Annotated in this window: 23 protein-coding genes and 4 tRNA genes; 5 read left to right on the top strand and 22 right to left on the bottom strand. The window is 68.3% G+C overall.

Annotated elements, in window-relative coordinates; genetic code table 11:
- Positions 1-30: 30 nt before the first annotated feature.
- The 5 genes from ACM6LU_RS25860 to ACM6LU_RS25840 all read right to left on the bottom strand — a co-directional run bounded on the left by ACM6LU_RS25860 (position 31) and on the right by ACM6LU_RS25840 (position 5,978).
- On the bottom strand, positions 31-567 hold the full coding sequence (locus tag ACM6LU_RS25860) for an HIT family protein (protein WP_414940352.1): 537 nt from the start codon (positions 565-567) through the stop codon (positions 31-33).
- Positions 564-2,624, bottom strand: a complete 2,061-nt coding sequence (thrS, locus tag ACM6LU_RS25855; protein WP_414940351.1) for a threonine--tRNA ligase — start codon at positions 2,622-2,624, stop codon at positions 564-566. Before thrS ends, ACM6LU_RS25860 begins: the two co-directional genes overlap by 4 nt.
- Positions 2,625-2,761: 137 nt before the next feature.
- The gene (locus tag ACM6LU_RS25850) at positions 2,762-3,376 is read right to left on the bottom strand and encodes a malonic semialdehyde reductase (RefSeq protein ID WP_414940350.1); all 615 of its coding nucleotides are present in this window, start codon (positions 3,374-3,376) and stop codon (positions 2,762-2,764) included.
- Between the two features lie 110 nt (positions 3,377-3,486).
- Positions 3,487-5,013 (bottom strand): sugar transferase, encoded by a 1,527-nt coding sequence (locus ACM6LU_RS25845; RefSeq protein WP_414940349.1) that lies wholly within the window; start codon positions 5,011-5,013, stop codon positions 3,487-3,489.
- Positions 5,014-5,906: 893 nt separating this feature from the next.
- Positions 5,907-5,978, bottom strand: a tRNA-Val gene (locus ACM6LU_RS25840).
- Positions 5,979-6,378: 400 nt separating this feature from the next.
- On the opposite strand from ACM6LU_RS25840, the gene ACM6LU_RS25835 reads away from it, so the two are divergent.
- The 4 genes from ACM6LU_RS25835 to ACM6LU_RS25820 all read left to right on the top strand — a co-directional run bounded on the left by ACM6LU_RS25835 (position 6,379) and on the right by ACM6LU_RS25820 (position 7,185).
- Complete coding sequence (locus ACM6LU_RS25835) at positions 6,379-6,804, top strand: SsgA family sporulation/cell division regulator (protein WP_220241370.1); 426 nt, start codon at positions 6,379-6,381, stop codon at positions 6,802-6,804.
- Between the two features lie 136 nt (positions 6,805-6,940).
- Positions 6,941-7,013, top strand: a tRNA-Gly gene (locus tag ACM6LU_RS25830).
- A gap of 25 nt (positions 7,014-7,038) precedes the next feature.
- Positions 7,039-7,109, top strand: a tRNA-Cys gene (locus ACM6LU_RS25825).
- A 1-nt stretch (position 7,110) separates the two neighbouring features.
- Positions 7,111-7,185 (top strand) — tRNA-Val (locus tag ACM6LU_RS25820).
- Positions 7,186-7,421: 236 nt separating this feature from the next.
- Here ACM6LU_RS25820 and ACM6LU_RS25815 read toward each other — a convergent pair.
- Positions 7,422-7,553 (bottom strand): hypothetical protein, encoded by a 132-nt coding sequence (locus ACM6LU_RS25815; RefSeq protein WP_414940348.1) that lies wholly within the window; start codon positions 7,551-7,553, stop codon positions 7,422-7,424.
- A gap of 39 nt (positions 7,554-7,592) precedes the next feature.
- On the opposite strand from ACM6LU_RS25815, the gene ACM6LU_RS25810 reads away from it, so the two are divergent.
- Complete coding sequence (locus ACM6LU_RS25810) at positions 7,593-8,900, top strand: alpha/beta hydrolase (RefSeq protein WP_414940347.1); 1,308 nt, start codon at positions 7,593-7,595, stop codon at positions 8,898-8,900.
- A 1,223-nt stretch (positions 8,901-10,123) separates the two neighbouring features.
- Here the strand turns inward: ACM6LU_RS25810 and ACM6LU_RS25805 are convergent.
- From ACM6LU_RS25805 to ACM6LU_RS25730, 16 genes are all read right to left on the bottom strand, one after another.
- Positions 10,124-10,849 (bottom strand): O-methyltransferase, encoded by a 726-nt coding sequence (locus ACM6LU_RS25805; RefSeq protein ID WP_414940345.1) that lies wholly within the window; start codon positions 10,847-10,849, stop codon positions 10,124-10,126.
- Positions 10,850-10,873: 24 nt separating this feature from the next.
- On the bottom strand, positions 10,874-12,094 hold the full coding sequence (locus ACM6LU_RS25800) for a dihydrolipoamide acetyltransferase family protein (RefSeq protein WP_414940344.1): 1,221 nt from the start codon (positions 12,092-12,094) through the stop codon (positions 10,874-10,876).
- A complete protein-coding gene (locus ACM6LU_RS25795; protein WP_414940453.1) occupies positions 12,081-13,073 on the bottom strand; it encodes an alpha-ketoacid dehydrogenase subunit beta in 993 nt (330 codons plus the stop codon). The genes ACM6LU_RS25800 and ACM6LU_RS25795 overlap by 14 nt, the downstream gene beginning before the upstream one ends.
- A 56-nt stretch (positions 13,074-13,129) precedes the next feature.
- Entirely contained in the window at positions 13,130-14,239 is a 1,110-nt protein-coding gene (gene pdhA / locus ACM6LU_RS25790; RefSeq protein WP_414940343.1) for a pyruvate dehydrogenase (acetyl-transferring) E1 component subunit alpha, read from the bottom strand.
- On the bottom strand, positions 14,236-14,688 hold the full coding sequence (locus ACM6LU_RS25785) for a MaoC/PaaZ C-terminal domain-containing protein (protein WP_414940342.1): 453 nt from the start codon (positions 14,686-14,688) through the stop codon (positions 14,236-14,238). Before ACM6LU_RS25785 ends, pdhA begins: the two co-directional genes overlap by 4 nt.
- Entirely contained in the window at positions 14,664-16,034 is a 1,371-nt protein-coding gene (locus tag ACM6LU_RS25780) for a 3-deoxy-7-phosphoheptulonate synthase class II (RefSeq protein ID WP_414940341.1), read from the bottom strand. Before ACM6LU_RS25780 ends, ACM6LU_RS25785 begins: the two co-directional genes overlap by 25 nt.
- Positions 16,031-16,306 (bottom strand): chorismate mutase, encoded by a 276-nt coding sequence (locus tag ACM6LU_RS25775; RefSeq protein ID WP_414940340.1) that lies wholly within the window; start codon positions 16,304-16,306, stop codon positions 16,031-16,033. Before ACM6LU_RS25775 ends, ACM6LU_RS25780 begins: the two co-directional genes overlap by 4 nt.
- A 9-nt stretch (positions 16,307-16,315) precedes the next feature.
- Complete coding sequence (locus ACM6LU_RS25770) at positions 16,316-16,936, bottom strand: transferase hexapeptide repeat family protein (protein ID WP_414940339.1); 621 nt, start codon at positions 16,934-16,936, stop codon at positions 16,316-16,318.
- Between the two features lie 25 nt (positions 16,937-16,961).
- On the bottom strand, positions 16,962-18,170 hold the full coding sequence (locus tag ACM6LU_RS25765; protein WP_414940338.1) for an FAD-dependent monooxygenase: 1,209 nt from the start codon (positions 18,168-18,170) through the stop codon (positions 16,962-16,964).
- The gene (locus ACM6LU_RS25760; protein ID WP_414940337.1) at positions 18,167-18,937 is read right to left on the bottom strand and encodes an AfsA-related hotdog domain-containing protein; all 771 of its coding nucleotides are present in this window, start codon (positions 18,935-18,937) and stop codon (positions 18,167-18,169) included. The genes ACM6LU_RS25765 and ACM6LU_RS25760 overlap by 4 nt, the downstream gene beginning before the upstream one ends.
- A gap of 25 nt (positions 18,938-18,962) precedes the next feature.
- On the bottom strand, positions 18,963-19,481 hold the full coding sequence (locus ACM6LU_RS25755) for a flavin reductase family protein (protein ID WP_414940336.1): 519 nt from the start codon (positions 19,479-19,481) through the stop codon (positions 18,963-18,965).
- A 6-nt stretch (positions 19,482-19,487) separates the two neighbouring features.
- On the bottom strand, positions 19,488-21,029 hold the full coding sequence (locus ACM6LU_RS25750) for a 4-hydroxyphenylacetate 3-hydroxylase N-terminal domain-containing protein (protein WP_414940335.1): 1,542 nt from the start codon (positions 21,027-21,029) through the stop codon (positions 19,488-19,490).
- Positions 21,030-21,250: 221 nt separating this feature from the next.
- Positions 21,251-22,153 carry a LysR family transcriptional regulator gene (locus ACM6LU_RS25745; protein ID WP_414940334.1) on the bottom strand — a complete coding sequence of 301 codons (903 nt, stop codon included), beginning with the start codon at positions 22,151-22,153 and terminating at the stop codon, positions 21,251-21,253.
- 99 nt (positions 22,154-22,252) lie between these two features.
- A complete protein-coding gene (locus ACM6LU_RS25740; protein WP_414940333.1) occupies positions 22,253-22,966 on the bottom strand; it encodes a siderophore-interacting protein in 714 nt (237 codons plus the stop codon).
- Positions 22,963-23,595 carry a TetR/AcrR family transcriptional regulator gene (locus ACM6LU_RS25735; protein ID WP_414940332.1) on the bottom strand — a complete coding sequence of 211 codons (633 nt, stop codon included), beginning with the start codon at positions 23,593-23,595 and terminating at the stop codon, positions 22,963-22,965. Before ACM6LU_RS25735 ends, ACM6LU_RS25740 begins: the two co-directional genes overlap by 4 nt.
- A complete protein-coding gene (locus ACM6LU_RS25730) occupies positions 23,592-24,809 on the bottom strand; it encodes an MFS transporter (protein WP_414940331.1) in 1,218 nt (405 codons plus the stop codon). The genes ACM6LU_RS25735 and ACM6LU_RS25730 overlap by 4 nt, the downstream gene beginning before the upstream one ends.
- Between the last annotated feature and the right edge of the window lie 148 nt (positions 24,810-24,957).

Raw genomic sequence — 24,957 nt, 5'->3', positions numbered from 1 at the left:
CGCAACTAGAGGACTACTTGCGCCAGGCACCTACCAGGCATCCGCCAGCAGCTGCCGCGTCTCCCCCAGCAGCTGCGGCAAGACCTTCGTATGCCCGATCACCGGCATGAAGTTCGCGTCGCCGCCCCACCTCGGCACCACGTGCTGGTGCAGGTGCGCGGCGATCCCCGCGCCGGCGATCACACCCTGGTTCATCCCGATGTTGAACCCGTGCGCCGACGAAACCTCCCGGATCACCCGCATCGCGTGCTGGGTGAACTCGGCGACCTCGACGGTCTCCTCCGGCGTCAGGTCCGGGTAATCCGCGACATGGCGGTACGGCACGGCCATCAGGTGACCGGGGTTGTACGGGTACAGGTTCAGTACCGCGTACACGTTCTTCCCGCGCGCGAGGATCAGCGCGTCCTCGTCGCTCTTCTCGGGGAGGCGACAGAACGGACAGCCTTCGTCGGGTTTCTTCGAGCCCTGCACGTAGGCGAGGCGGTGCGGGGTCCACAGGCGCTGCAGCGCGTCCGGGACCCCTACTCCGTCCTGTCCGACGACTTCAGGGCCATCGGGGCCCGTCACCGGAGGACCGTCTCCAAGCCCGCCACCGTCGGCGAGGAGTTCTCGCGACGCTGGACCCAACCGGTGATCGCCTCGACCGCGTCGGCCACCGGGATGCCGTTGATCTGGCCGCCGTCACGGAACCGGAACGACACCGCGCCCGCCTCGACGTCCTTCGCGCCCGCCAGGAGCATGAAGGGTACCTTCTGCGTGGTGTGGGTGCGGATCTTCTTCTGCATCCGGTCGTCACTCGCGTCGACGTTGACCCGGATCCCCTTGGCCCGCAGCGCCTTCTCGACCCCGCGCAGGTGCTCGACCTGGTCCTCGGTGATCGGGATGCCGACCACCTGGACCGGCGACAGCCACGCCGGGAACGCGCCCGCGTAGTGCTCGGTCAGCACACCGAAGAACCGCTCGATCGACCCGAACAGCGCGCGGTGGATCATCACCGGACGCTGACGGCTGCCGTCGCCAGCGGTGTACTCCAGCTCGAACTTCTCGGGCAGCATGAAGTCCAGCTGGATGGTCGACATCTGCCACGTGCGACCCAGCGCGTCCTTGGCCTGCACGGAGATCTTCGGCCCGTAGAACGCCGCGCCGCCCGGGTCCGGCACCAGTTCGAGCCCGGAGTCCACGGCGGCGGTGCGCAGCACCTCGGTCGCCTCGGCCCACACCTCTTCGGATCCGATGTACTTCTCTTCGTTCCGAGTGGACAGTTCGAGGTAGAAGTCGTCGAGACCGTAGTCGCGCAACAGGTTCAACACGAAGTCCAAAAGGGACTTCAGCTCACCGGGGACCTGCTCCAGGGTGCAGAAGATGTGTGCGTCGTCCTGCGTCATGCCCCGGACGCGGGTGAGTCCGTGGATGACACCGGACTTCTCGTAGCGGTACACCGAGCCGAACTCGAACATCCGCAGTGGCAGTTCCCGGTAGGAACGCCCGCGTGAGCGGAAGATCAGGTCGTGGAACGGGCAGTTCATCGGCTTGAGGTAGTAGTCCTGGCCCGGCTTGCGGACCGAACCGTCCTCGTTGTGCTCGGCGTCGAGGTGCATCGCCGGGTACATGCCGTCGCGGTACCAGTCGAGGTGGCCGGAGGTCTCGAAGAGCGCGCCCTTGGTGATATGCGGGGAGTAGACGAAGTCGTACCCGGCCTCGACATGCCGCCGGCGCGAGTAGTTCTCCATCTCCTGCCGGATGATCCCGCCCTTGGGGTGGAACACGGGCAGCCCCGAGCCGATCTCGTCGGGGAAGGAGAACAGGTCCAGCTCGACGCCCAGCTTGCGGTGGTCGCGGCGCTCGGCCTCGGCGAGGCGCTCCAGGTAGACGTCCTGCGCCTCGGCGGATTCCCATGCGGTGCCGTAGATCCGCTGCAACTGCGGGTTCTTGTCGTCGCCGCGCCAGTACGCCGCGGCGACGCGGGTGAGCTTGAACGCCGGGATGAACTTGGTGGTCGGCACGTGCGGTCCGCGGCAGAGGTCGCTCCACACGCGCTCCTTGGTGCGCGGGTCGAGGTTGTCGTAGATGGTCAGCTCGCCGCCGCCGACCTCCATGATCTCGGAAGTGTCCACATCGGACTTGATGTCGACGAGTTCGAGCTTGAACGGCTCGTCGGCCAGTTCCTTCTTGGCCTCGTCGACCGAGTCGAAGACGCGGCGGGAGAACTGCTGCGAACCCTTCACGATCTGCTTCATGCGCTTTTCCAGCGCCTGCAGGTCTTCCGGGGTGAACGGGGTGTCGACGGCGAAGTCGTAGTAGAAGCCGTCCTTGACCGGCGGCCCGATGCCGAGCTTGGCCTGCGGGAACTGCTGCTGCACGGCCTGGGCGAGCACATGGGCGGCCGAGTGACGGATGACGCTGCGGCCGTCTTCGGTGTTGGCGGCGACGGCCTCGACCTCGACCTCGGACTCCGGGGCCCAGGCCAGGTCGCGGAGGTTGCCCTCGGCGTCGCGCACGACGACGATCGTGTCCGGCCCCTTGGTCGGCAGACCTGCCTCTCGGACCGCGGCGCCCGCCGTAGTGCCCGCCGGTACCACCACGCGCGAGGCGGTTGCGGCTGCTACTGACGACGGCTGGGACACGATGGACTCCTCGCGGTGAAAGCGGATGGTTCCCGTGATGTTAGTCGTCACGTGCGGCGCGACTCACGCGCATTACCCCTAACCACGCGTTGGCCTCCTTCTCATTGGAAGGAGGCCAACGCGTTTCGAGCGACGGGTCAGATGGTCTCGACGACCTCGTCGAAGTCCAGCCGCGGCAGGCGGTCGAACCAGGGGTTGTCACCCGGCTTGCCGACGTTGATCACGACGAGGGACTTCCACGACTTGTCCGCGAAGAACTCCTTGTCGACGCCTTCGCGGTCGAAGCCGGTCATCGGACCGGCGGCCAGCCCGGCGGCGCGGACGCCGATGATGAAGTAGCCGACCTGCAGCAGCGCGTTGAGCTTGGCGACCTCGGTGCGACCCGCCTCGTCGGCGAACAGGTCCTTGGCGCCGGGGAAGTGCGGGAACGTCCGCGGCAGATGCTCGTGGAACTCGGTGTCGGCGGCCAGCACGACGGTCACGGGCGCGGCCTCGGTCTTCGCGCGGTTGCCCTCGGACAGCAACGGGGAGAGGCGCTTCTTGCCGTCTTCGGTCCGGATCACCAGCGCGCGCAGCGGCTGGTTGTTCATCGACGTCGGGGCCCACTTGACCAGTTCGTAGATCGCGCGGAGCTGCTCGTCGGTCACCGGCTCGGCACTGAAGTTGTTCGCGGTGCGGGCCTCGCGGAACAGCAGGTCCTGCACGTCCTGTGGGAGGTTCAGGGTTACGGCCGACTCAACGCTGGTGGTCATGGGTGGATCTTCCTTCCGTACGCTTCCAGTTACTCGGCTCAACCTGGTTGAGCGTTGAACTATTTCTCGTTCAACTATCCGGATGTGTGCGGTCGATCACTATCGGGAGGTCAGTAGGCCCCTCGCCCCTGCACCACGGCCCGGAAGGTCTTCCAGAGGATCACCAGGTCCAGGGCGAGCGACCAGTCCTCGACATAGCGCAGGTCGAGACGGATGCTCTCGGCCCAGCTGAGGTCGCTTCGACCGCTGACCTGCCAGAGCCCGGTCAGGCCCGGCTTCACCAGCAGGCGACGGCGCGCGTCGGGGGCGTATTTCGCGGTCTCCTCCGGCAACGGCGGACGAGGGCCGACGAGGGACATACGCCCGCTCACGACGTTGAGCAACTGTGGCAGTTCGTCGAGCGAGTACCGGCGAAGCATGCCGCCGACCCGCGTGATCCGCGGATCCTCCCGCATTTTGAACAGTGGTCCCGCGCCTTCGTTGTCCGCCTGGAGTTCCTGCTTGAGCTTGTCGGCGTTGGTGACCATGGTGCGGAACTTCAGCATCGTGAACGTGTGGCCGTCGCGGCCGACACGGCGCTGCCGGTAGATCACCGGACCGCGGTCGTCGAGCTTGATCGCGACCGCGATCGCCAGCAACAGCGGGGAAACGAGGGTGAGGATCAGGGCGGAGCCGAACCTGTCGAGCACTTCCTTGACCAGACGGCGGCCACCGGTGAACATCGGCGCGCTGACCCGCAGCAGTGGCATGCCGAGCACGCCGGAGACGTTCAGCCGGGGACCGGCCACCTCCATCAGCATCGGGGCGACCACCATCTCGGCGGAGGTGCCTTCGAGGTCCCAGGCGAGGCGCTGCAGGCGTTTCGGGTTCCAGTGCTGGTCCGCGGTCACGGCGACCACGCGGTAGCCGCCACGGCGGACATGGCCCGCGAGGTCGTCGAGCTTCCCGACGACCGGAACGCCTTCCACCTCACCGCTCCCCCGCTCCGCGCCGGCGCCGGAGTACGTGCAGACCGCTTCCACCCGCCAGCCGACGTGCGGGTCGGCCTTGGTGCGGGCGATGAGATCGGCGACCGTGTCGGCGCTGCCGGCCGCGAGCACCGGCAGCAGGCACTCACCGAGCCGTCTGCGCCGGTGCAGCACCTGTCGCAGCGCGTACCGCTGCAGGAACATGAAGACCGAGATCATCGGGACGACGATGAAGACCCACGGTTGCACGGCGAGCGCGCCGAAGAGCAAGCCGCCCAGCGCGACGAGGACCGCGGTGGCCACCAGACCTCGCCCCAGCGTCCGGTACTCCTCCGCGCCTTCGCCCAGCACGCGAGGACTCCAGGCGCGACAGACCGACAAGCCGAACAGGAACGCCGCCGCGGTACCGAGCGCGTGCATGTCGTGCGGATCGGATCGATCGATCAAGAAGGCGCTCATCACGATGAGTGCGAAGGCGGTGAAAACGTCACTACCGATGACCCAGGCACGGTAGCGCGATTCCCAAGCCGCGTACGGCGGCCGCGCCGACGTCGTGTCGACCGCCGCGGCGATGCCCGCACCCCTTTGCGGGGGAAGCGGGATCGACTGAAGGTCGATGTGCTGCGGCGTCCCGTTAACGGTGGACGACGGCCGCACCGACTCTTCCATCAGACCTCCCGGATTGGGGATTCCCGAACGCCGGATCAACACGCTGAGTAAATGAGAGTGATTTCGAAGAGTGATCGATTCTCAAGGTCCCGCAGCGGCCGATGGGGCGACACACGACAAGGTATCGGCCACTCTCCGGCCATCGTTACAAGGATTTCCAGCCACGCCCTGCGCGACCTTCCGGCAAATGAATGACCTGTTGATAACAAGATGATGACGATGCGTAATAGATCGTATCCTCCGAACAACTACGCAAAGTAGTCACGAATTCCCGGCCTTCCCGGCCACTTGGAGCACAGCGCACCCGAACGGCCGAACAGCCCCGAAAACTCCATAGTGGACGGTCCGGAAAAGTCGATCTCCGACCGGTCCACTGTGGATTTCACCCCCTGGGAGCAGCACGGCCCCAGAGGCGCGCTCACCTCGTCCCGACCTACCTTGTCAATCGGTCACGGGAGTGGCGTTTCGTCACATCACGTCAGCATCACGGCGACCCCGCAGCCAGAGCCGGACGAGTGAGCCGCTCCTCCGTGCTCCGCATCACTTCCACCATGGTCTAGACCTCCTAGGAGGGCACGGCGTGCCGAGGATCACAATGTTGTCTCGATGGACCTCTCATGTGACGTTTTCGTCGCGCGACACCAAATTTCCGGCGAATGTCCACACCGGCCGGACCGGCCCGCTGTGGAGATGTCCGATCCGGTGATCCCGGCCATCCCTTTCGTACCGGGCGAATTCAGCCGGGCAGGCGGGCCTGCCCGCGACGGTAGAAGTACCGCCCCCACATAACCCGCGTCCGACCTGGGGATCGAATGCCGCCGGACGGCTGCCCGCCGACACCGTCCGAGAACGAATCAAGGCCCCGGACCGAGTGGTCCAGGGCCTTCATCCGGTGGGCGATACTGGGATCGAACCAGCGACCTCTTCGGTGTGAACGAAGCGCTCTCCCGCTGAGCTAATCGCCCGCTCGCGGTGTCCGGCAGACACTACCCCACGACTTTAGGGCGCCTGCAAACGGGTGGTTCGTCCCGACCACACTCCGCTCACCAGCAAATACGGAGCGAACAACCACGAGCTAGCCGGGGTTGTCGAGGCCAGGGGGCGCCTGCGACCCGTTTCGACATTCATGCGACGGTGCTATCGCGTGACGACTAAACCGCGCAGTATGTACATGTGGACTGCCTGCAGGGCGCATGTAGGGCTGCGCGTCGCGCGGGTGATGATGGGGTGGCGGAGTATGGATCCGGGGTCCGATGACCCCGTCCGGGTGATCTGCGGCAAAACCGCGTTCCGATCAGCCGGCCGATACGTCACATCATCGCCACTCGGTTCGACCGGGCCGGGAAGGAGACGAAGGGTAGGACGATGCGCAACGATCACGTGACGCTCCGCTCGACGGCGGTGTTCGACCTCCTGGCGCCGCGGACACCCGCGGTTCCGGTCAAGGTGGAACTGCGATACGACACACGCGACCCTTACGCGGTCGTCGCTGCCTTCCGCACCGGCCGCGCCGGCTGGGTCGAGTGGGTGTACGCCCGCGATCTCCTCGCCGACGGCCTCCTGGCCGACGCGGGCGATGGCGACGTCCGCATCCGCCCCTCCGTCGAAGATCCCGAGTCCGTCCTCATCGAACTGAACTCGCCCTCCGGGCACGCCATGTTCGAGGCATCCGCTCAGGAGCTGGCCGACTTCCTCGACCGGACCTACGACGTCGTGCTGCCAGGCAACGAGCACCTGTGGGTCGACGTCGACGACGCATTGACCCACCTCATCCCCAACGATCTGACCTGATGACGGGCTTGCGAACAGCAAGTGGCACCCCGGTTGCAAAGCCGCTTTCAGGGTCGGATAGTGTTCACACACACCACGGCGACGAGGTGAGAGACGGAACCGCGAGGGTCTGACCTCCCACCTGGACCGAGGATGTGCGGATGTAGCGCAGCTGGTAGCGCATCACCTTGCCAAGGTGAGGGTCGCGGGTTCGAATCCCGTCATCCGCTCGGAAGGCCTTCCAGGGCCTGACACGGTGGAGTGGCCGAGAGGCGAGGCAACGGCCTGCAAAGCCGTGTACACGGGTTCGAATCCCGTCTCCACCTCGCGCGATTAGCTCAGCGGGAGAGCGCTTCCCTGACACGGAAGAGGTCACTGGTTCAATCCCAGTATCGCGCACCAACTGTTTTCGCACGACGGAAGCCCTGTTCCTCCTCGGAGGAGCAGGGCTTCCGTCGTTCAATGGCAATGAAATGGCGATGACCTTCGGGCCGTCTCGAGTCGCATGTCACCGAACGTGGCATGCAGGTGCGGGAACCACTCCCCCAGCTTCGTCCGCTCACTCGGGGTGAGGGCGACCAGCGACCCGATCCAGCGGGTCTCGAGCGCTTGCAGAATCTGGCGGCGCATCAGCGGAGTCACGTGTCGTAGACCCTCGCGATGCCCTTCATCTTCTGACCCAGCCGCCCCCGGCGGGCGACTTCGGGGATGCCGTCCTCGGCCATCCAGGTGCTGTGACTGTGCCGTCCTTCGTGGAAGGTGAAGGTCAAGCGTTTCCGGTGGCAACACGCGAGCGAGTTCGGTCACAGATGGAACCTTTCCGAGTCGCCGTCAGCGACCCCGTCCCGGTGGATTGGACCGATCGGACGGGACCGGCCACCGTTGTCGACGTGGTGCGGGTCGCGGCGAAGGATCCGGCTCGCCGGTCAGGCAAAGTGGTGGCCAACCTCGGTGCGGGCAACAGCACGGCCGCGATCACCGGCCCGCGGTCGGCGCCGATTCAGAGCTGGCTCGATCAGCTCACCAAACGGCTGGACGTCGTGGTGTTCGACCCGCGCGGGCTCGGCCGGGACGCCGGGCGGATCGAGTGCCCGCGCTCTCCGGCGTCGATCCTCGGTTTGGTGCGCGGGCAGGATGAGGCCACGTGGCGGGCGCACGCCAAGGAGAACGCGGCGTACGACGCCGGGTGTCGTCAGGCCGCCGGACCGGCGTTCGCGGGCCTCAACTCCTGGCAGATGGCGCATGATCTGGACGCCCTCCGCGCGGCACTCGGCGAGGAGAAGCTGCGGTACTTCGGCAATTCCTACGGCACCACTTACGGGCAGGCGTACGCCGAACTGTTCGGAGCGCGGCTGGAGCGGCTGTACCTCGATGGTGTCGCCGACCACACGCAGGCCCGGCTCGTCGACTGGTTGTCCGACCACGCCCAAGCGCAGGAACAGCAGTTGTCGCGCTTCCGCGATTGGTGTGCGCGAACACCGTCCTGCGCGCTGTACGGCGTGGACGCCGCAGCAGCCTGGGACGACCTCGTCGCGTCGGCCGGCCACTCGACCGGTGACCTGTTCGCCGGCGCGCTCGTCGGCATGAACCCACCTCGGTGGCCGGATCTGGCACGGGCCATCGCGAAAGCGCGAGCCGGTGACTTCGGCGACTTTCGCACCGTGCTCCAGTACCCACCGAATGGTCCGACCGGATCCGTGCAAAGCGCGACCCTGTGCCACGACTTCGTGCCGGCATTGCCCGGTTACCACCGATTTCTCCGGATCGAACGACAGCTGAAGGCCATCGCCCCGCGCTTCGGCTGGATCGAAGGCCGCTACCAACTCGGGCGCTGCGTCGGCATCCCCGGGGAGCCCGCTTACCCGCCACACCCGCTTTCGGCGCCACACTCACCGCCCGTCCTGGTGACGATCGGCGAACTCGACAACAACACTGGCCATCTCGGGGCGGCACACGTCGCGTCGCAGTTCCCTCGGGCGCGCCCGGTCCGGCACGGCGACGGACATGCCGCCTACCTGCTGGGCAACACCTGTCTCCGCCGCCACGGAAACGCCTATCTCATCGACGGCACCCTGCCCGCGCCCGGCACGGTCTGTCCCGGCGAGCTCGCACCGTGAACCTCCCCGATTCTCCGTCGACCAAGACGCCGGTCGTCCGGCGACTGCGCACTCAGTCGACTACACGCGTGGACGCTGCCCGGACTCCCCGTGCGCTACACCGACTTCGCCACCTGGCAACGTTCTCGGCCGACCGACCCGGCGCTGCGGCCGCATCTGTCGAGTACACCGAGCACCTGATCGGGATCAGTGCGGTCGGCACCGCGCAGGACTGTCTGGATCACCTGTGCGGCAGCACATTCGGCGTCGGCCACCACCGCTCATGGTGGAGGGGAATGAGGGCGCGTCCATGCGGGCAGAGGTCTGTGTCAGGCAGACCCCGGCGGTATTCGCATCGTGTCCGGCGTGGGTGGGCATGGCTCCCAGCCGGCGTCGAGTTCCGCGATATCGCCGCAGTCGTCGCCGGTGATCGGAAGAGCACAAACGCAACGTGCATGCCGCGCTGCGGGCGGCTCTTGGAATCTAGGCCATCGAAACCGGTGTTCCCGGTCCAGGTGGTTCCATCGTGCGCCTTCGGCATCGCCCCGGCGTAGCGAGCAGAGTGACACGGTCGTACTGGATGTGAGCTTCCCAGCGATCCCGGAAGGTACCCAGCCCGTTGTCCTTGCTCTACGCCCGAAACGCGCTGTGTGGTGCCGAGGCGGTCGCTCGTCGCGACGGCGCCACTTGCCCACCAGCCATCCAATAAGCCGAATCCGGTGAAGACGGGTTCGCCAACGACTGCGAGGTCGCATGTCCACCGGCGGCTTGATGCTGCCATCGGCCCACCGCTGCCACATCCAGCCGTCAAAATCAGTGAAACTCGCGGAAGTTTGGAGACGGTCGGAGTAGGGCACGGAACCCGGATCGGGGTTTTCGACGACGACCAGATCAAGCGTCAGCTTCTCCCCCGCATCGAGCCGGTGAGCGACGGCGAAGGGGACCTCCTGCAAAAGTGCGCTGTGCACACGAATGAAGACGTCGGTGATGGGCAGCTCGCCGGCGTTGAGCACCTCGGCGGTGACGCGAGCGAATCCGGGCTGCGTCCCCGAGGTGGAGACGAGGTGCGGGCTCACGGCCACCCGCCGAGCGGCGACCTCGAATGCCTCGCACGTCCGCGCCGATGACGATGTCGGCGCGCGCGGCGGAACCGTTCGCGCCGCCCCGGCACGTATGGGTGCTGCCACCGGCCGACCAGGAGCGGACTGCCCGGCGGTGACGTACGACAACGGCGACGAACCGGTTCATCCGGCCTTCCCGGACTCGATCGCCCCGGCGGACCCCTCCCTCAGCTCGCGGCTGACGTAGGTCGATGCCTCCAGGCCGTTGCCCAGGGGGACCTCCACGGAGAAGAACCCGTTCGCGCTGTCACGCACGTGATCCAGGTATGGCCGTGCCTGTACGCCGAAGCGGCGCGTGGAGTTCGCGTAGATCTGCGCACCGGGTCGCAACGCGGGCCGCAGGACGATAAGCGCGTCCAGGTACGAACCCACCCAGCTGTCCAGGTACACCAAGTCGACCTGCTCGCCGAAACCCTTCAGGCTCGTCGCGGCGTCTCCCAGCAGGACCCGTACGTGGGAGTGGAGGCCGGCCGCGGTGAAGTTCCAGGTCGCGTCCCTGGCCTTGCGAGGGTCGATCTCGGAGGTGAAGACGGTCCCGTGCCCGTTGTCCCGCAGGGCCGCGGCGATGTGCAGGGTGGAAAACCCGTACGAGGTACCGAGTTCGACCACCACGTCCGGTTTGATCGATCGGACCGCCGAGTACAACAGCAGTCCGATCTCCGGCGGTGACGCGAAGGCGCCGTCCCGGTAGACCTCGAGGACGTCGCCCAGTTCCGGTTGCGCGTCCGTGCCACGCAGCAGCCGGTCCAGCGCCGGCTCCTCCCCCGAGTTCCATCCGTTCCGGTCACCGATCCGGTCGAGCACGCGCCGCACCTTGGCCTCGTCGAGAGCCGTCCCGCCGTTGCGCATTCGCTGTCCTTTCAGCCGTCAGGGTCAGTTGTCCGCGAGGAGCCGCATCGGCTCCTCCACGCAGTCGGCCACGTAGCGAAGGAATCCGCCCGCCACGGCGCCGTCGCACACCCGGTGGTCGAAGGTGAGGCCGAGCTGGACCAGATCGCGCAGTTCGATCCCGCCGTCGTGGCCCCACGGCCGGGGCACGATGCGGCCCACGCCGAGCATCGCCGCCTCCGGATGGTTGAGCAGCGGCGAGGCACCGTCCACTCCGAACACCCCATAGTTGTTGAGGGTGAACGTCCCGCCCGACATCTCGGCGAGCGACAGGTCACCCGTGCGGGCGCGTTCGACCAGCCGGGCCATCTCGGCCGCGAGCTCGGCGGTGCTCAGTTTCTGCGCGTCGCGCACCACCGGGACCACCAGTCCGTCCCGGCCCTGTGCGGCGAACCCGAGGTGCACGACCCGGTGCAGGACCAGCTCGCCGCGTTCGACGTCCACTGTGGAATTGAGATCGGGATACCTCGCCAGCGCGGCGACGCAGACGCGGCCGAGCAGGGCCGACAAGCCGATCGGCCGGGCGTCGGTACTGATCCGCTGCCTCGCCGTGCGCAGCTCCGTCGCGTCGGCGTCCACCCAGCAGGTCGCGGCCGGGATCTCGCCGTGGCTGCGGGTGAACCGGTCGGCGGCGGTCTTGCGGCGGCCGCGGATCGGGACGCGCTGGGCCTCATCGTCCGCCGCGGGCCGGGTGACGGCGACGACGTCCGCGCGCACGATCAGCCCTCCCGGCCCACTGCCGCGCAGCTTCGTGAGGTCGACGCCGTGGTCCTTGGCCAGCCGCCGCACCACCGGTGAGGCCACCGCGACGGCACCGCGCGCCGGGGCCGCCGCGGTGCCGCCGCGAGTGGCGGGCTCTCGGCCGCCGAACAGGTCACGCCGGTTCCGCGTCGAGCGCCGGGTGGTGCCGTAACCGACGAGGACCGGGCCCGAGCCGGGATCGGACGCTACCGGGGCTTCCTCGTCTTCGTCCGCCACCACCAGCAGCGGTCTCCCGATGGCGAGTGTCTCGCCTTTTGCCGCGCAGAGCACCGTGACGATGCCGCCGTGCGGGCTCGGCACCTCGACGGTCGCCTTCGCGGTCTCGACCTCGGCGACCGGCTGGTCCACGGCGATCAGGTCGCCGACAGCGACGAGCCACTGGACGACGGTGGCCTCGATCAGGCCCTCGCCGAGGTCGGGCAGCAGGAATTCACGCGCCGGCACAGGAAACACCTCCCGGACGGCCGTCCCACTGCAGGCGCGCGAGGGTGTCGAGCACGCGGTCCACGCTTGGCAGATGGTGGCTCTCGAGCTTAGGCGGCGGGTACGGGATGTCGAACCCGGTCACCCGCAGCACCGGCGCTTCCAGCTGGTGGAAACAGCGCTCGACGATCCGGGCGGCGATCTCCGCGCCCACTCCGCCGAAACCGGTCGCCTCGTGCACGACCACCGCGCGGCCGGTCCGGCGCACCACTTCGCAGATCGTCTCGTCGTCCAGCGGGACGAGGCTCCGCAGGTCGAGCACGGCGACGTCCAGCCCCAGCGGTTTGGCCGCCTCCGCGGTTTCGAGACACACCTCGAGGCTCGGCCCATACGTGACGAGCACGGCGTCCCGGCCGGGGCGGCGCACGACCGCGCGGCCGATGGGCGGCACGTCGAGGGTGCGGCGGAAGGGCTGCTTGCCCCAGTACAACCGTTTCGGCTCGAGGAACACGACCGGGTCATCACTCGCGATCGCTTGCCGCAGCAGGCCGTAGGCGTCATCGACGGTGGCCGGGGTGACGACGTGCAGCCCCGGGGTGTGCGTGTAGTACGCCTCGGAGGAATCGCTGTGGTGCTCGACGCCGCCGATGCCACCGCCGTAGGGCACCCGGACGGTGAGCGGCAGCGAAACCGCTCCCCTGGTCCGGTTGCGCATCTTGGCGGCGTGTCCGACGAGCTGCTCGAAGGCCGGGTGGGCGAACGCGTCGAACTGCATCTCGACGACCGGACGGGCGCCGTAGAGGCACATGCCGATGGCGCTGCCGAGGATCCCTGCCTCCGCGAGCGGCGTGTCGGTGCACCGGTCTTCCCCGAACTCGGCGGTCAGGCCGTCGGTCACCCGGAACACGCCGCCGAGCGCACCGACGTCCTCACCCAGCACGTGCACGGACCGATCCGCCGCCATGCTGTCGCGCAGGGCGGCGTTGAGCGCACGGGCCATGCTTTCTTCGACGTCCTCGGGAGCGGGCCGTACCCGGGGACTCGTCTGGACACTGGTCACGGCGAGCAATTCCCTTCCACGTCTTCGGAAAGCTCGGCGAGCAGGAGTTCCCGCTGTTCGAGCAGCTGGGGGGTCGGTTCGGCGTAGACGTGGTCGAACAGGCCGAGCGGGGCGACGGCGGGCTCGGCGTGCATCCGCGTCCGCAGGTCGGCCGCCATCCGCTCGGCCGCGGCGCGGGCCTCTTCGATCGTCCCGGTGTCGAGCCTGCCGGTCTCCAGCAGATGACGTTCGAGTCTGTCCAGCGGGTCGCGTTCGCGCCACGCCTCCACTTCGGCGGTGGAGCGGTACCGCGTCGCGTCGTCGGCGTTGGTGTGTGCGTCGACGCGATAGGTCAGCGCCTCGACCAGCGTCGGGCCGCCACCGTCGCGGGCGCGGTCGACGGCTTCGGTGAGCACGCCCAGCATCGCCGGCGCGTCGTTGCCGTCGACGAGCACACCCCGGATGCCGTAGCCGACGGCTTTGTGCGCGAGCGTCGGCGCCGCGGTCTGCTTGGCGAGCGGCACGGAAATGGCGTATCCGTTGTTCTGTACCAGGAACACGACTGGCGCACCCCAGACCCCGGCGAAGTTCAGCGCCTCGTGGAAGTCACCCTCGCTGGTGCCGCCGTCCCCGACCAGCGCCATCGCGACGACGTCGTCCCCGGCGACCCGCGCGGCGTGCGCCAGGCCGACCGCGTGCGGCAGGTGGGTGGCCAGCGGGGTGCACAGCGGCGCGACCCGGGTGGCGTGCGGATCGTAACCGGTGTGCCAGTCGCCCCGCAGCAGCGTCAAAGTCTGTACCGGGTCGACCCCGCGCAGGACGACCGAGAGCGTGTCCCGGTAGGTCGGGAACAGCCAGTCCTGAGTGGACAGTGCCAGTGCGGCGGCCACCTGGCAGGCCTCCTGCCCGGTGGACGAGGGGTACACCGCCAGCCTGCCCTGCTTCACCAGCGCGGTCGCTTGCTCGTTGTACCGGCGTCCGAGCACGAGTTCGCGGTAAAGGCGCAGCAAGTCCTCGTGATCGAGATCCGCCGCGGCGGGGGTGTCCAGCACGCGCACCGGATCGTTGTCGGGCAGCAGCGCCGTGGCGTCGGGCCGGACGAGGGCGGTGTCTTCGGTGAGCGTCATCCCGCCACCGCTTCCCGGCGGCCGACGAGGACGCGGGTCCGCAAGGTCAGGACGTCTTCGCCGTCCGCGCCCGCGGCGGCGACCAGCAGGTGCACCACGCCGGTGTCCGGGCGGCGCGGATGGCCGACCGCCTGCTCGACCTCGGCGCGGACGGCGAGCACGTCACCGGCGAACACCGGCCGCAGGTACCGCACCTCGTCCAGACCGTAGGAGCCCCGGCAGGTCGAGTCGGCGAGCAGCTGCGAGACGTACAGCCTGGTCGCGTGCGCGGTGGTGTGGTTCCCGCTCGCCACCAGCTTGCCGAACGGGCCGGCACTCGCCGCCGCTTCGTCGGTGTGGAAGGGCATCGGGTCCCATTGCCTGGCGTAGCCGATGATCTCCTCTTCGGTCATCGCGACCTGGCCGAGCTGGTGCTCGTCACCGGTCACGAAGTCCTCGAAACAGCGCATGCCGTCCTCCTGTCCTCCGCGGCCCGGTCCTCGAACACCATTGCGAGTTCGAGGGCCAGATGCAGGGACTGATCGTGGTTGAGCCGCGGATCGCACGCGGACTCGTAGCGGGTGGCCAGGTCGTCGAACCCGACACCCGAGCTGCCGACGCATTCGGTCACGTCTTCGCCGGTGAGCTCCAGGTGCAGGCCACCCGCGTGGGTTCCCAGCTCGTGGTGAACCGCGAAGAAATCCTGCACCTCGCGCAGAATGTCGTCGAAGTGCCGCGTCTTGTGGCCATCGGGTGCGGTGATCGTGTTGCCGTGCATCGGATCGCAGATCCAGATCGCCGGGGACCCGCTGTCGCGGACCCGCTCCACCAATGGCGGCAACAGGTCGCGGACCCGGTCGGCGCCCAAGCGGGCGATGAAGGTGAGCCGACCCGGCTCCCGATCCGGGTCGAGCCGTTCGGCGAGCGCCAGCGCCTCTTCCGGCCGCACCGCCGGCCCCAGCTTGACCGCGACGGGGTTGCGCACCCGGGCCGCGAACGCCACATGGGCGCCATCGGGCTGACGGGTGCGTTCGCCGATCCACAGGAGATGGCCCGAGCTGCCGTAGTCGTCACCGGTGCGGGGGTCGATGCGCACCAGGGCCGTCTCGTAGTTCAGCAGCAGCGCCTCGTGGCTGCTGTAGAAGTCCGGCGCGCGCAGATCGCTGTCTGCCCCGGCGTATCCGGCGAGGAACCGCAGCGCCACCGAGATCTTTTCAATCAACTCCTGGTGCCGCTCGTTGCGTGGGCCGCGGGCGGCCATCTCCCGGATCTGCTCGTGCAGCGACGTCAGGTCGATGCCGTCGTGTCCGATCAGCGCGCTGATCTCGTCGAGGGTGTCGGCCGAGGAGCGGTACGTGCGCAGCAGCCGGTACGGATCGATCCGGCGCGCGTCCTCGGTGAATTCGACGTCGTTCACCGCGTCGCCCAGGTAGGACGGCAACGTCACGCCGTCGCGGGTCTCGACCGGCCGCGATCGCGGTTTCGCGTACTGGCCGGCGATCCGGCCCACCTGCACGACTCCGAGTCCGGAGGCGCAGGTCAGGATGACGGCCATCTCTCGCAGGCAGCGCAGCTTGCCCCGCACCGAGGCAGGTGTCGCCTTGGCGAACGTCTCGGCGCAGTCACCGCCCTGCAGCAGCATCGCGCGGCCGAGCGACACGTCGGCGAGGCGATCACGCAGCCGGTCGCACTCGCGAGGCGCGACAAGCGGCGGATAACCGGCCAGTTCGGTCTCGACCGCCACGATGTCGGGGCCGGTGGGCCAGTCCGGCTGGTGTGGCGCGCGCTCGGCGCGCCACGTCGGCAACACGGTCATGTTCGTGTCCTTCCCGGCTCGGTGCCGCGGCAGAGCCGCAGGAGGGTTTCGGCCAGGGCGCCACCGGTGCCACCCAGCGCGTCGCGATAGCGCCCGATGACGGCCTCTTCACGCCCTTCGGCGATCCGCGCGCCACCGGTCTTCGTCCGCCGCCGCTGAATGCTGCGGGAAATCTCCAACCGCTGCCGCAGCAGCGCGATGATGGACTGGTCGAGCTGGTCGATCCGGGCCCGGTCGGTCCGGAAGTCCAGAGTTCCTTGCTGCTCAGGCACTGCGTGCTCCTATCTAACGCGGTAGCTGTGGAGGGTGACGTGGACCGGTTCGGTGCCGTCCGATCCGGCGAAACTGCGGCGGCCGGGCTCTTCCCAGGAGGCGGGCTCGGTTTCGCGCAGGCTCGCCAGGCTCCGCCGTGCGAGGTCCTGATAGGTGCGGGTCCCGTTGGCCTTCCAGTCGATCTCGGCGTCCGTCAGCTCGCGCAGCACCTTCGCCGGGCTGCCCGCGATCAGGGAACGCGCGGGCACCCGGGTTTCCGCCTTGACGAAACTCATCGCCCCGACGAACGACTGGTCCTCGACGATGACTCCGTCCATCAGGACGCTGTTCATTCCCACCAGCACGTCCCGGCCGACCTGGCACCCGTGCAGCACGGTGCCGTGGCCGACGTGCCCGTTCTCGCCGACCACCGTGACCGAACCGGGGAAGCAGTGCACGACACAGCCGTCTTGGATGTTCGCCCCGGCCCGGACCTCGATCCGGCCGAAGTCACCGCGCAGGCTGGCCAGCGGGCCGATGTAGCAGCCGGGGCCGATCAGGACGTCGCCGATGAGGACCGCGTCCGGGTGCACGAACGCCTCCGGGTCGATGACCGGGACCACTCCGTCGATCTCGTAGACGCGAGCCATCTGCCGCGTTCCTTTCGTTCCGGGGTCAGACGCCGAGACCGAGTTCGGCTTCGGCGTCGAAACCGTGGATCCAGGCGACGTTGTCCGCGAGGTGGGTGAGCCGCTCGTCGCGCTTCAGCGCCTCCGGCCCGTCGGGGACCTGGAAGCAGTCGCCGTTGGTCCGCGAGCCGATCTGCAGCTGCCGGGACCTGGGCTTGCGCAGCGCTTCGTACCGGCGCAGGGCTTCGGCGATGCCGGCCGGTTCACGGACGCCGTCGAGCTGGCCCGCCAGCACGACCGCGTCCTCGACCGCCTGATTCGCGCCCTGCCCGTGGTGCGGCAGCATCGCGTGGGCGGCGTCGCCGAGCAGCGTGACCCGCGAAGTGCTCCAGCGGGACAGCGGTTCACGGTCGTACAGCGCCCATTTGCCGATACTCCATGCCCCGGCGAGGATCGACGTGACCACGGTGTTCCAGCCGTCGAACGCCGCCACCGCCTCGCCGACGTCGCCGCGCGTGACCCAGGATTCCTGGGTCCAGTGCCGGTCCGGGACCACGCCAAGGAAGTTGATCAGCCGCCCGCCGCTGACCGGGTAGCAGATGAAGTGCCGCCCCGGTCCCGGGAACAACCAGAGCGCGGGCTTCCGCGGATCGAATCCCGGACCCAGTGGGAGGTGGTCGATCGGGGTGAGCCCGCGCAGGCCGCTGGTGCCGGAGAACGTCGCCTCCTGCGGACCCCACAGGGCCTCCCGCAACGCGGAGTGCACGCCGTCGGCCCCGATGACGATGTCCGCCCGCGTGGTGACGCCGTTGTCGAAGACCAGCTCCACGCCGTCGGCGTCCTCGGTGACCGAAACGCATTTGTGTCCCAGGTGCAGGGCACCGTCGGCGAACCCGTCCAGCAGCAACCGGTGCAGGTGGCCGCGGTGCACCGTGTAGTACGGCGAGCCGAATCTGCCGGTGTAGTGGTCACCCAGCTCGTGGGAGCAGAACACTTCGCCACCGGCCCATCGGTGGAACTGCGCGTGTGACGGCAGCACGGCGTCGGCGCGCAAGGCGTCACCCAAGCCGAGACGCTCCAGCAGCCTGCTGGCGTTGGCGCCGATCGCCACCCCCGCGCCGACCTCGGCGAACTCCTCAGCCTGGTCGTAAAGCGTCGGCTCGAGGCCCCGGCGGCGCAGGGCGACCGCGGCGGCGAGCCCGCCGATGCCGGCACCCACCACGGCGACCCGCGGGGACGCCTGCGCCGCGATCACCGGGCGGCCGCGGAGTTTTCCAGCACCGTGGCCAAGGTCTGCTTGGCGCGGCGCTGTTCCTTGTCGTCGATGACGCCGAGGTCGATCGCGGCGAAGTCGATCCTGGTCACCGCGGCGGGGCGGCCCGCCTGCTCGATGACGACCTCGTGGGAGAACACCAGCTGCTCAGGCTTGTCCAGGTCGGCCTGCAGCACGGTGAGGCGGAGGGTGGCGCCGACCGGGAACAGGAAGTTCTTGAACGTCGTGTTCATCGCGTTGATGACGAGGTAGTACCGGCGGCCGGGGGTACGGCTGAGGTAGAACCGCTCGGTCACCGCCACGAACATCTGGCGCGCCGCCTCGACCGCCACCATCCCCTGCACGTGTGGCCGGGTCTGCGCGTCGACCACCAGCTCGTTGTCGTTGTGCAGTCGGAGATCGGCGGTGAAGACCTCGGGGGTCTCCTCGGTGAGGTTGGCCACCAGGACGTTGTGCGCCTGGCCCTTGTGCAGCTCGTGCCGGTCGGCGATGACCTCTTCCGGCCGCAGCAGGCTCACCTCGGACTCCTGGACACCTCGCCGCGTCAGCGCGGCCAGCAGGTAGGCGCCGGAGTAGTCGTCGATCCCTTGCCCTATCAAGATTCGCAGCGGCCACGGCCCTTCGTCGAACTCGCCTCCCGTGATCGCGGCGACGAGTTCGCTCAGCGACCAGGCGCCGACCGACTCGGCGAAATCGCGGAAGCGGTCCCCTACGACACAGATGACGCGGGGCGACCCGGTTTCGGACATCGCGGATACCTCCAGGTGGCTGCCGTCAGCGCGGCAGATCGGAAAACGGGGCGTGATAGGCGCCGCGGTGGAACACCAGCGGCGGCGCCGGGGTGGTGTCGAGCCCGACGACCGAGCCGATCACCAGGACGTGGTCTCCGAGCTCGACACAGCGGTAGAGCTCGCATTCGATCGTCGCGGGACTGCCGTCCAGTACCGGGCAGCCGGTCTCAGGGCCGGAGTGCCAGGCGCCGACTTCGGCCAGCGGCGGCCGGCTTCCGTACGGGCGGCTCAGCGCCTTGGCCACCTCGGCCGTGCCGGACCCCAGGATCGAGGCGGCCCAGACTTCGGACCGGCGCAGGCGGTTGAGGAAGGTCGAGTCCTGCCGCAGGTAGAGCGAGACCAGCGGCGGGTCGAGCGAGACGGAGGTGAAGCTGTTCACCACGACCGCGTCCTCGGCCTCCCCTGGTCTGCCGTGCACCAGGGTGGACACGACGCAGATTCCGGTCACCAGTTCGCTCATCACCGTGCGCAGGCGGTCCCGGCCGTCGGTCGATGCGGTCACGACGGGTCACATCCCGCGCAGCGCCGGGCTCTGGGGCCCGTGCAGGTGCGGCAGCTTCCAGCCGTCGACGTCGTACTCCGACAGGCAGGAGTCGACCAGGCCGGTGTACTCGTCGAACTTGCCGGTGGCCTGCTGCGCCTGCAGCGCCTCGAACCGGATCTGCTCGTGGTTACCGGCGTAGTTCATCTCGTACAGCTCGTGCCTGCCGCCGAACTCGGTCCCGACCGCGTCCCAGATGAGCTTCATCAGCTTGACCCGCTCCTGCGCGGGAACGCCCCGGCCGCGGATGTACTTGTCGAGGTACGGGCGCAGCTCGGGCACTCCCCAGTCCGCGGCGTCGGAGTTGTTGTAGATCAACGCGCTGCCGAGGTCCTTGAAGAAGATCTCCTTGATCTTCGGGTACACGCTGGTGGCCAGCACCCGGAAGGCCATCGCGGTCTCGCCGTTCGGGGCGAGCGTGCCGTCGGGCCAGGGCGTCGGGTTGTGCACCATCGAATCGATGAGGCCCCAGAACACGCTGCGGTAGGACAGGACCTCGCCGAGCCGCCCCTGCACACCGCGGTAGTCGAGAGTGCCGGTGGTGTCGAGGCCCTTGGCCAGCAGGCCGGTGAGGAAGTCGAGCTTCACCGCGAACCGGACGCAGGCGTGCAGCATCGCGCGGTAGAAGAAGCCGGAGCCGACGAAGAAGTTGTTGGCCTTCTCGACGTCGTAGCAGAACACGTCCTCCCAGGGTACTAAGACCTGGTCGAACACAAGGATCCCGTCGTTCTCGTCGAACCGGCTGCTCAACGGCTGATCGAACGGGGTGCTGGTGGCCGAGGCGACCTGCTCGTAGGACCGGCGCGAGATGATCTTCAGCCCGGAGGCGTTCATCGGCACGATGAAGAACGCCGAGAACTCCTTGCCGTTCTCCGGGATCCGCGCGTAACTGCCGACGAAGATGTGCTGGGTCACGGCCGCGCCGGTGCCCACCACCTTCGCTCCGGACACGACGAGGCCGGCGTCGGTCTCGCGGTCGACGGTGAGGTAGACGTCCTTGTGCTCGGTCATCCCCCGGTGGCGGTCGATCGGCGGATTGACGATCCCGTGGCCGATGAACATCACCTTTTCCTGGGCCTTGCGGTACCAGTTGGCGGCGTTGTCCTCGAACGGCGCGTAGTGGTCGCCGTTGGAGCCCAGGGTGGACAGGAACGCCGCCTTGAAGTCCGGCGTGCGGCCCATCCAGCCGTAGGTCATCCGCGACCACTGGGTCATCGCCTCGACGCCCGCCTGCAGGTCCTCGACCGTCCGCGGTGCCTTGAAGTAGGGATGGGTGAAGCCGCCGTTGCCGGTGTCGGTCGGTACGATCAGCTTCTTGCTGGTGGCCGGATCGTGCAACGAGTCGTAGAGCCGCGCGATGGAACCGGCGTTGTTCCGGAACGCCGGGTGCGCGGTGACGTCCTCGACGCGCTCACCGCCGATCCAGACCTCACGCCCGTCCTTCAGGCTGTCCAGGTACTCGGCACCGGTGTAAGGAAGTTCCACGGATTCGGGTCGCGAGGTCGTCATTGTCCACCTAGTTTTCGTCTCTTTCGTCCGTCCGCTACAGCATCTCCGGCCCCGGTTCGGTCCAGTACCCGCCTTTTGGTACTAGCCGTTAAGGACTATGGCGAACGGGGACCGTGAATACCCGGCCGAAAGGTGGGCGCATTCCCGCGACCGCGACTTCGCGCGCACCACGGCATTCTTACCCACGGGGAGATTCGGATAAACGGAGGCGAACCGGGTGTTCAGCCCGCCATTTCCCGGTGACAGACGTCGCGGAACTGGTGGCGCAGCCAGCGGTGGGCCGGGTCTGCGTCCATCCGGGGGTGCCAGGCCTGGGAAATCGCGACCGGCGCGCTGATCGGGTGGTCGACCTCGGCGAGGCCGAACCGGCCGATGGCCGAGCCGAGCACCCTCGACGGCACGACCGCGACGAAGTCCGACGCCGAAGCCACTTCGAGGGCCACGTAAAACGACGCCACCACCAGGCTCACCTGGCGGTTCAGGCCTTCGCGCCGCAGAAGGCCGTCCAGCGGGCCGTGGGTCCGCCCACGGCGCGAGACGTTCACGTGCGGATAGGCCGCGACCTGTTCGAGGGTGGCCTCACCGGTCACCAGCGGATGACCCTTCCGCACGGCGATCACGAACCTGTCGTCGAACAGCCACTCGACCCGAACCTCAGGGCCGAGATGCCCGATCATCCCGATGTCGAGGTCGATTTCCCCGTCGCGCAACGGGTCGACGTCCTCCCCGCCCTCGGCCGTGAACCGCAGCACCGCGTTCGGCGCGCTCTCGCCGAACCGTTTCACCAGCGGGCCGACCACCGCCGACGCCAAGCCGTCACTGGCGCGGACCACGAACGTGCGGGTCATCGAGAACATCTCGAGCGGGTCCTTCGGGCGAAGGAGCTCCGATGCCTCCTCGACCAGGCCGCGAACCCGATCACGCAGGGCCAGCGCGTGCGGAGTGGGCACGAGCCGGCGACCCGCCCGCACGAGAATCGGGTCGCCGAGCTCGAGCCGTATCCGCGACAGCGACCGGCTGACCGAAGGCGCGCTGAGTCCCAGCTTCTTCGCCGCGCCGGTCACACTGCATTCCTCCAGCAGCGCGTCGAGAACGACAAGCGTATTGAGGTTCAGAGCCTTCATCTCGCCAGTTTATCCAGCGAACCGTGCCGCGAAATGACCTCTTCGGAGAACTAGGGGTCCGTTCGGGCCGCCCGAAAAGGCAGATACTTGAAAGCTCAGCTACTCGCGATGGTCGGGCTCACCGTATTTCCAATAGCCTTTGGTTGAGAATTCATCGCGATCGAGACCCCATTCGTTGAGAAATAACATTCGCGCCTGCTTCACTGCGCCGCCCTCGCCCGCGACCCAGATCACCGAGTCGACGGAAGGTTTCGGGAGCGCACGCAGCGCCGGGGTGATCAACGTGCCCTTCTTCATCCCCTCGCTCCGGCGAAGCGAGCACACCGACGTCATCGTCGGATCGATGGGCGGCAGCAAGTGCTCACCGCCCTCGAGCACCACGGTCACCTTGCCGTGTCCCGCGGGCAGGGAGCCGAGGATCGAGGCGATCGCCGGTGCGGCGCTTTCGTCGCCGGCGAGCAGGTATGGCGTTCCGGGCTTCGGATGGGTGAACCCGCCGCGCGGCCCGGCCACCGTCACGACCTCGCCGAGCAGCGGCGATTCCGCCCACCGAGCCACCGGGCCGTTGCCGTGCAACACGATGTCGAGATCGATCTCGGCGGAGCGTTGCCGTCGCACCGTGTAGGCCCGCCCGACCTGCGCTCCGGTGTCGGGGTCGACGACGAACAACTTCACCCATCGGGTCGGCCCGTCGAACCGCACTCCGTCGGCGCCGCCGAGCATGAGCGTGATCCGCACGAACGGCTCCGACAACCGGACGACGTCGACCACAGATGCCGGGACGCGGTGGCGGTCCGGCCGCGACCGGGTCATTCCCGCCGCCCCTCACGGGCTTGCCCGACCACCGAATGCGCCAGATCCGCCAGGAACTCGGGGCTCGACGAGATCCCGAGCACCACTGACCGGTAGTAGATCGGGCCGAGCAGCCGGTCGAGCAGTTCGGCGAGCTCGGCGTCGCCCGTTGGCGCACAGTCCAGGCGCTCCAGCACGTTCCGCAGCCCGGCCAGATCCCGCCGCCGCTGCGCGAGCAGGAAACCTTCCCGGAACCGCTGGGCGGTGTCGAGGTCGTGCAGGGCTTGGCCGATGAGGCTGTGCATGACGGCACCGGCGGCTTCGTCGCGCAGGAACGCCTGCAGCCGCGAGAGCTGGCCGACCAGCTCCGCCAGCGGCTCACCATCGCCGTTCTCCCAGGCCAGCGCGGCTTCGCCATCTTCCTCCAGGTTGTCGAGGAGGATCTCGACCTTCGACTTCCACCAGCGGTAGATCGTCTGTTTGGCGACTCCCGCGCGGTTCGCGATGGCCTCGATGGTCACCCCGGCGAAACCCCGTTCCACCAGCAGGTCGTCCGCAGCGTCGAGCACGGCCTGTCGGGCGCTCACGTTGCGGCGGGGCCCCGCGTGCCCGTGGGGGTTCTTACCGGTGGACGGACGTGTGCTGGTCATTCGGCTGCTTTCTTCTGGCTGGTCAGACTGAGCAGCACCCCTGCCGCGATCAGCGCGACCACGATCGCGAACGTGGTACCCGCGACCCGCAGGCCGGACAGCTGGATGAGCACGCCCACGCCCACCGCGGGCAAGCTCAGCATCCCATACAGGATCGCGAAGAAGGTGGACACGGCGGCGCCGCGCAGCTGGGGCGCGGCGCCCGTGGTGATCGCCAGCATGCCGCAGCCGATCGCGATCCCGGTGCCGAAACCGGTGGCCACCGCGGCGAGCAGCAGCGCTGTCAGCGAAGCGGCGAGCACGGCGAGGGCGACGAGCACCGAGGCGAGGATCAGGGCCGAACACGCGACGGGCAGGGCGATGGCGGGCCGCATCCGCCGGAGAACGAGCTGACCGAGCGCGGTGCAGGCGAACGCGAGAAACACGACGAAGCCGGTCAGCGCCGGACTGGTCAGGTGCAGTTCGGAGGCCAGCAGGATGCCGGTGACCGCGGTGAGGACGCCGAGCACCGCGAAGCCCGCGCCACCGGTCATGGCCGAACGCAGGAAGACGCCGCGGATCTCGCGCGGCACGTGCAGTTTTTGCGGGGCCAGCTTCAGCTTGCCGGTGACGGTCACCGTCTCGGGCACGAACGCCTGGGAGACCAGGGCGATCAGCAGCAGGCCGCCGTGCACGATCCACGGCAGGCGCAGCGGCGCGATCCCGGTGTCGGCGAGCAGTCCGGCGATCAGGTTGCCGCAGGCCAGCCCGCCCATGTTGGACAGCAGGGTGACGATAGGTGCCCTTCCTTTGCGCGCCAACGGAAACAGTTCCATGATGCCGGCCGTCGCCGCACCGGTGACGAGAGCGGCGGAGAAACCGGACAGCACGCGACCGACGAGCAGGCCGGGCAGGCCTTGCGCGGTCAGGAACACGACCGCGGCGACGGCGGCCAGCAGCACCGCGGCGAACACCACCGGCTTGCGCCCGACCTGGTCCGACACCCGCCCGAAGACGAGCAAGCCGGCGACGACACCAACGGCGTAGACGGCGAACAGGATCGTCACCGCCAGCGAGCCGAAGGCGAACTGCGACTTGTAGAGCGGGTACAGCGCGGTGGGCACCGTGGTGCCCACCATCACGGCCCAGAAGGCGAAGGCGGTGACCGCCGCCAACGGGCCACGCGAGCGCTCGACGGAAGGCGGTAAGTCGGGCGACGTCTGGATGTTCGACACGCGGAGCGCTCCTTGCGGGTTCAGGGGATCAGGCTTTGAGGGCGCGGAAAAGTTCACGAAGCGGCGACCATACGCTTGCCTATACGCAACGTTGAGTCTCGATATAAGCATAGACGCACCGTTGCGTCAATGCTTCACCGTAGGAGTG

Source organism: Amycolatopsis sp. cmx-11-51 (genome assembly GCF_047608665.1).
Taxonomy (GTDB): Bacteria; Actinomycetota; Actinomycetes; order Mycobacteriales; family Pseudonocardiaceae; genus Amycolatopsis.
This window is presented reverse-complemented; position numbering and strand designations above follow the sequence as displayed.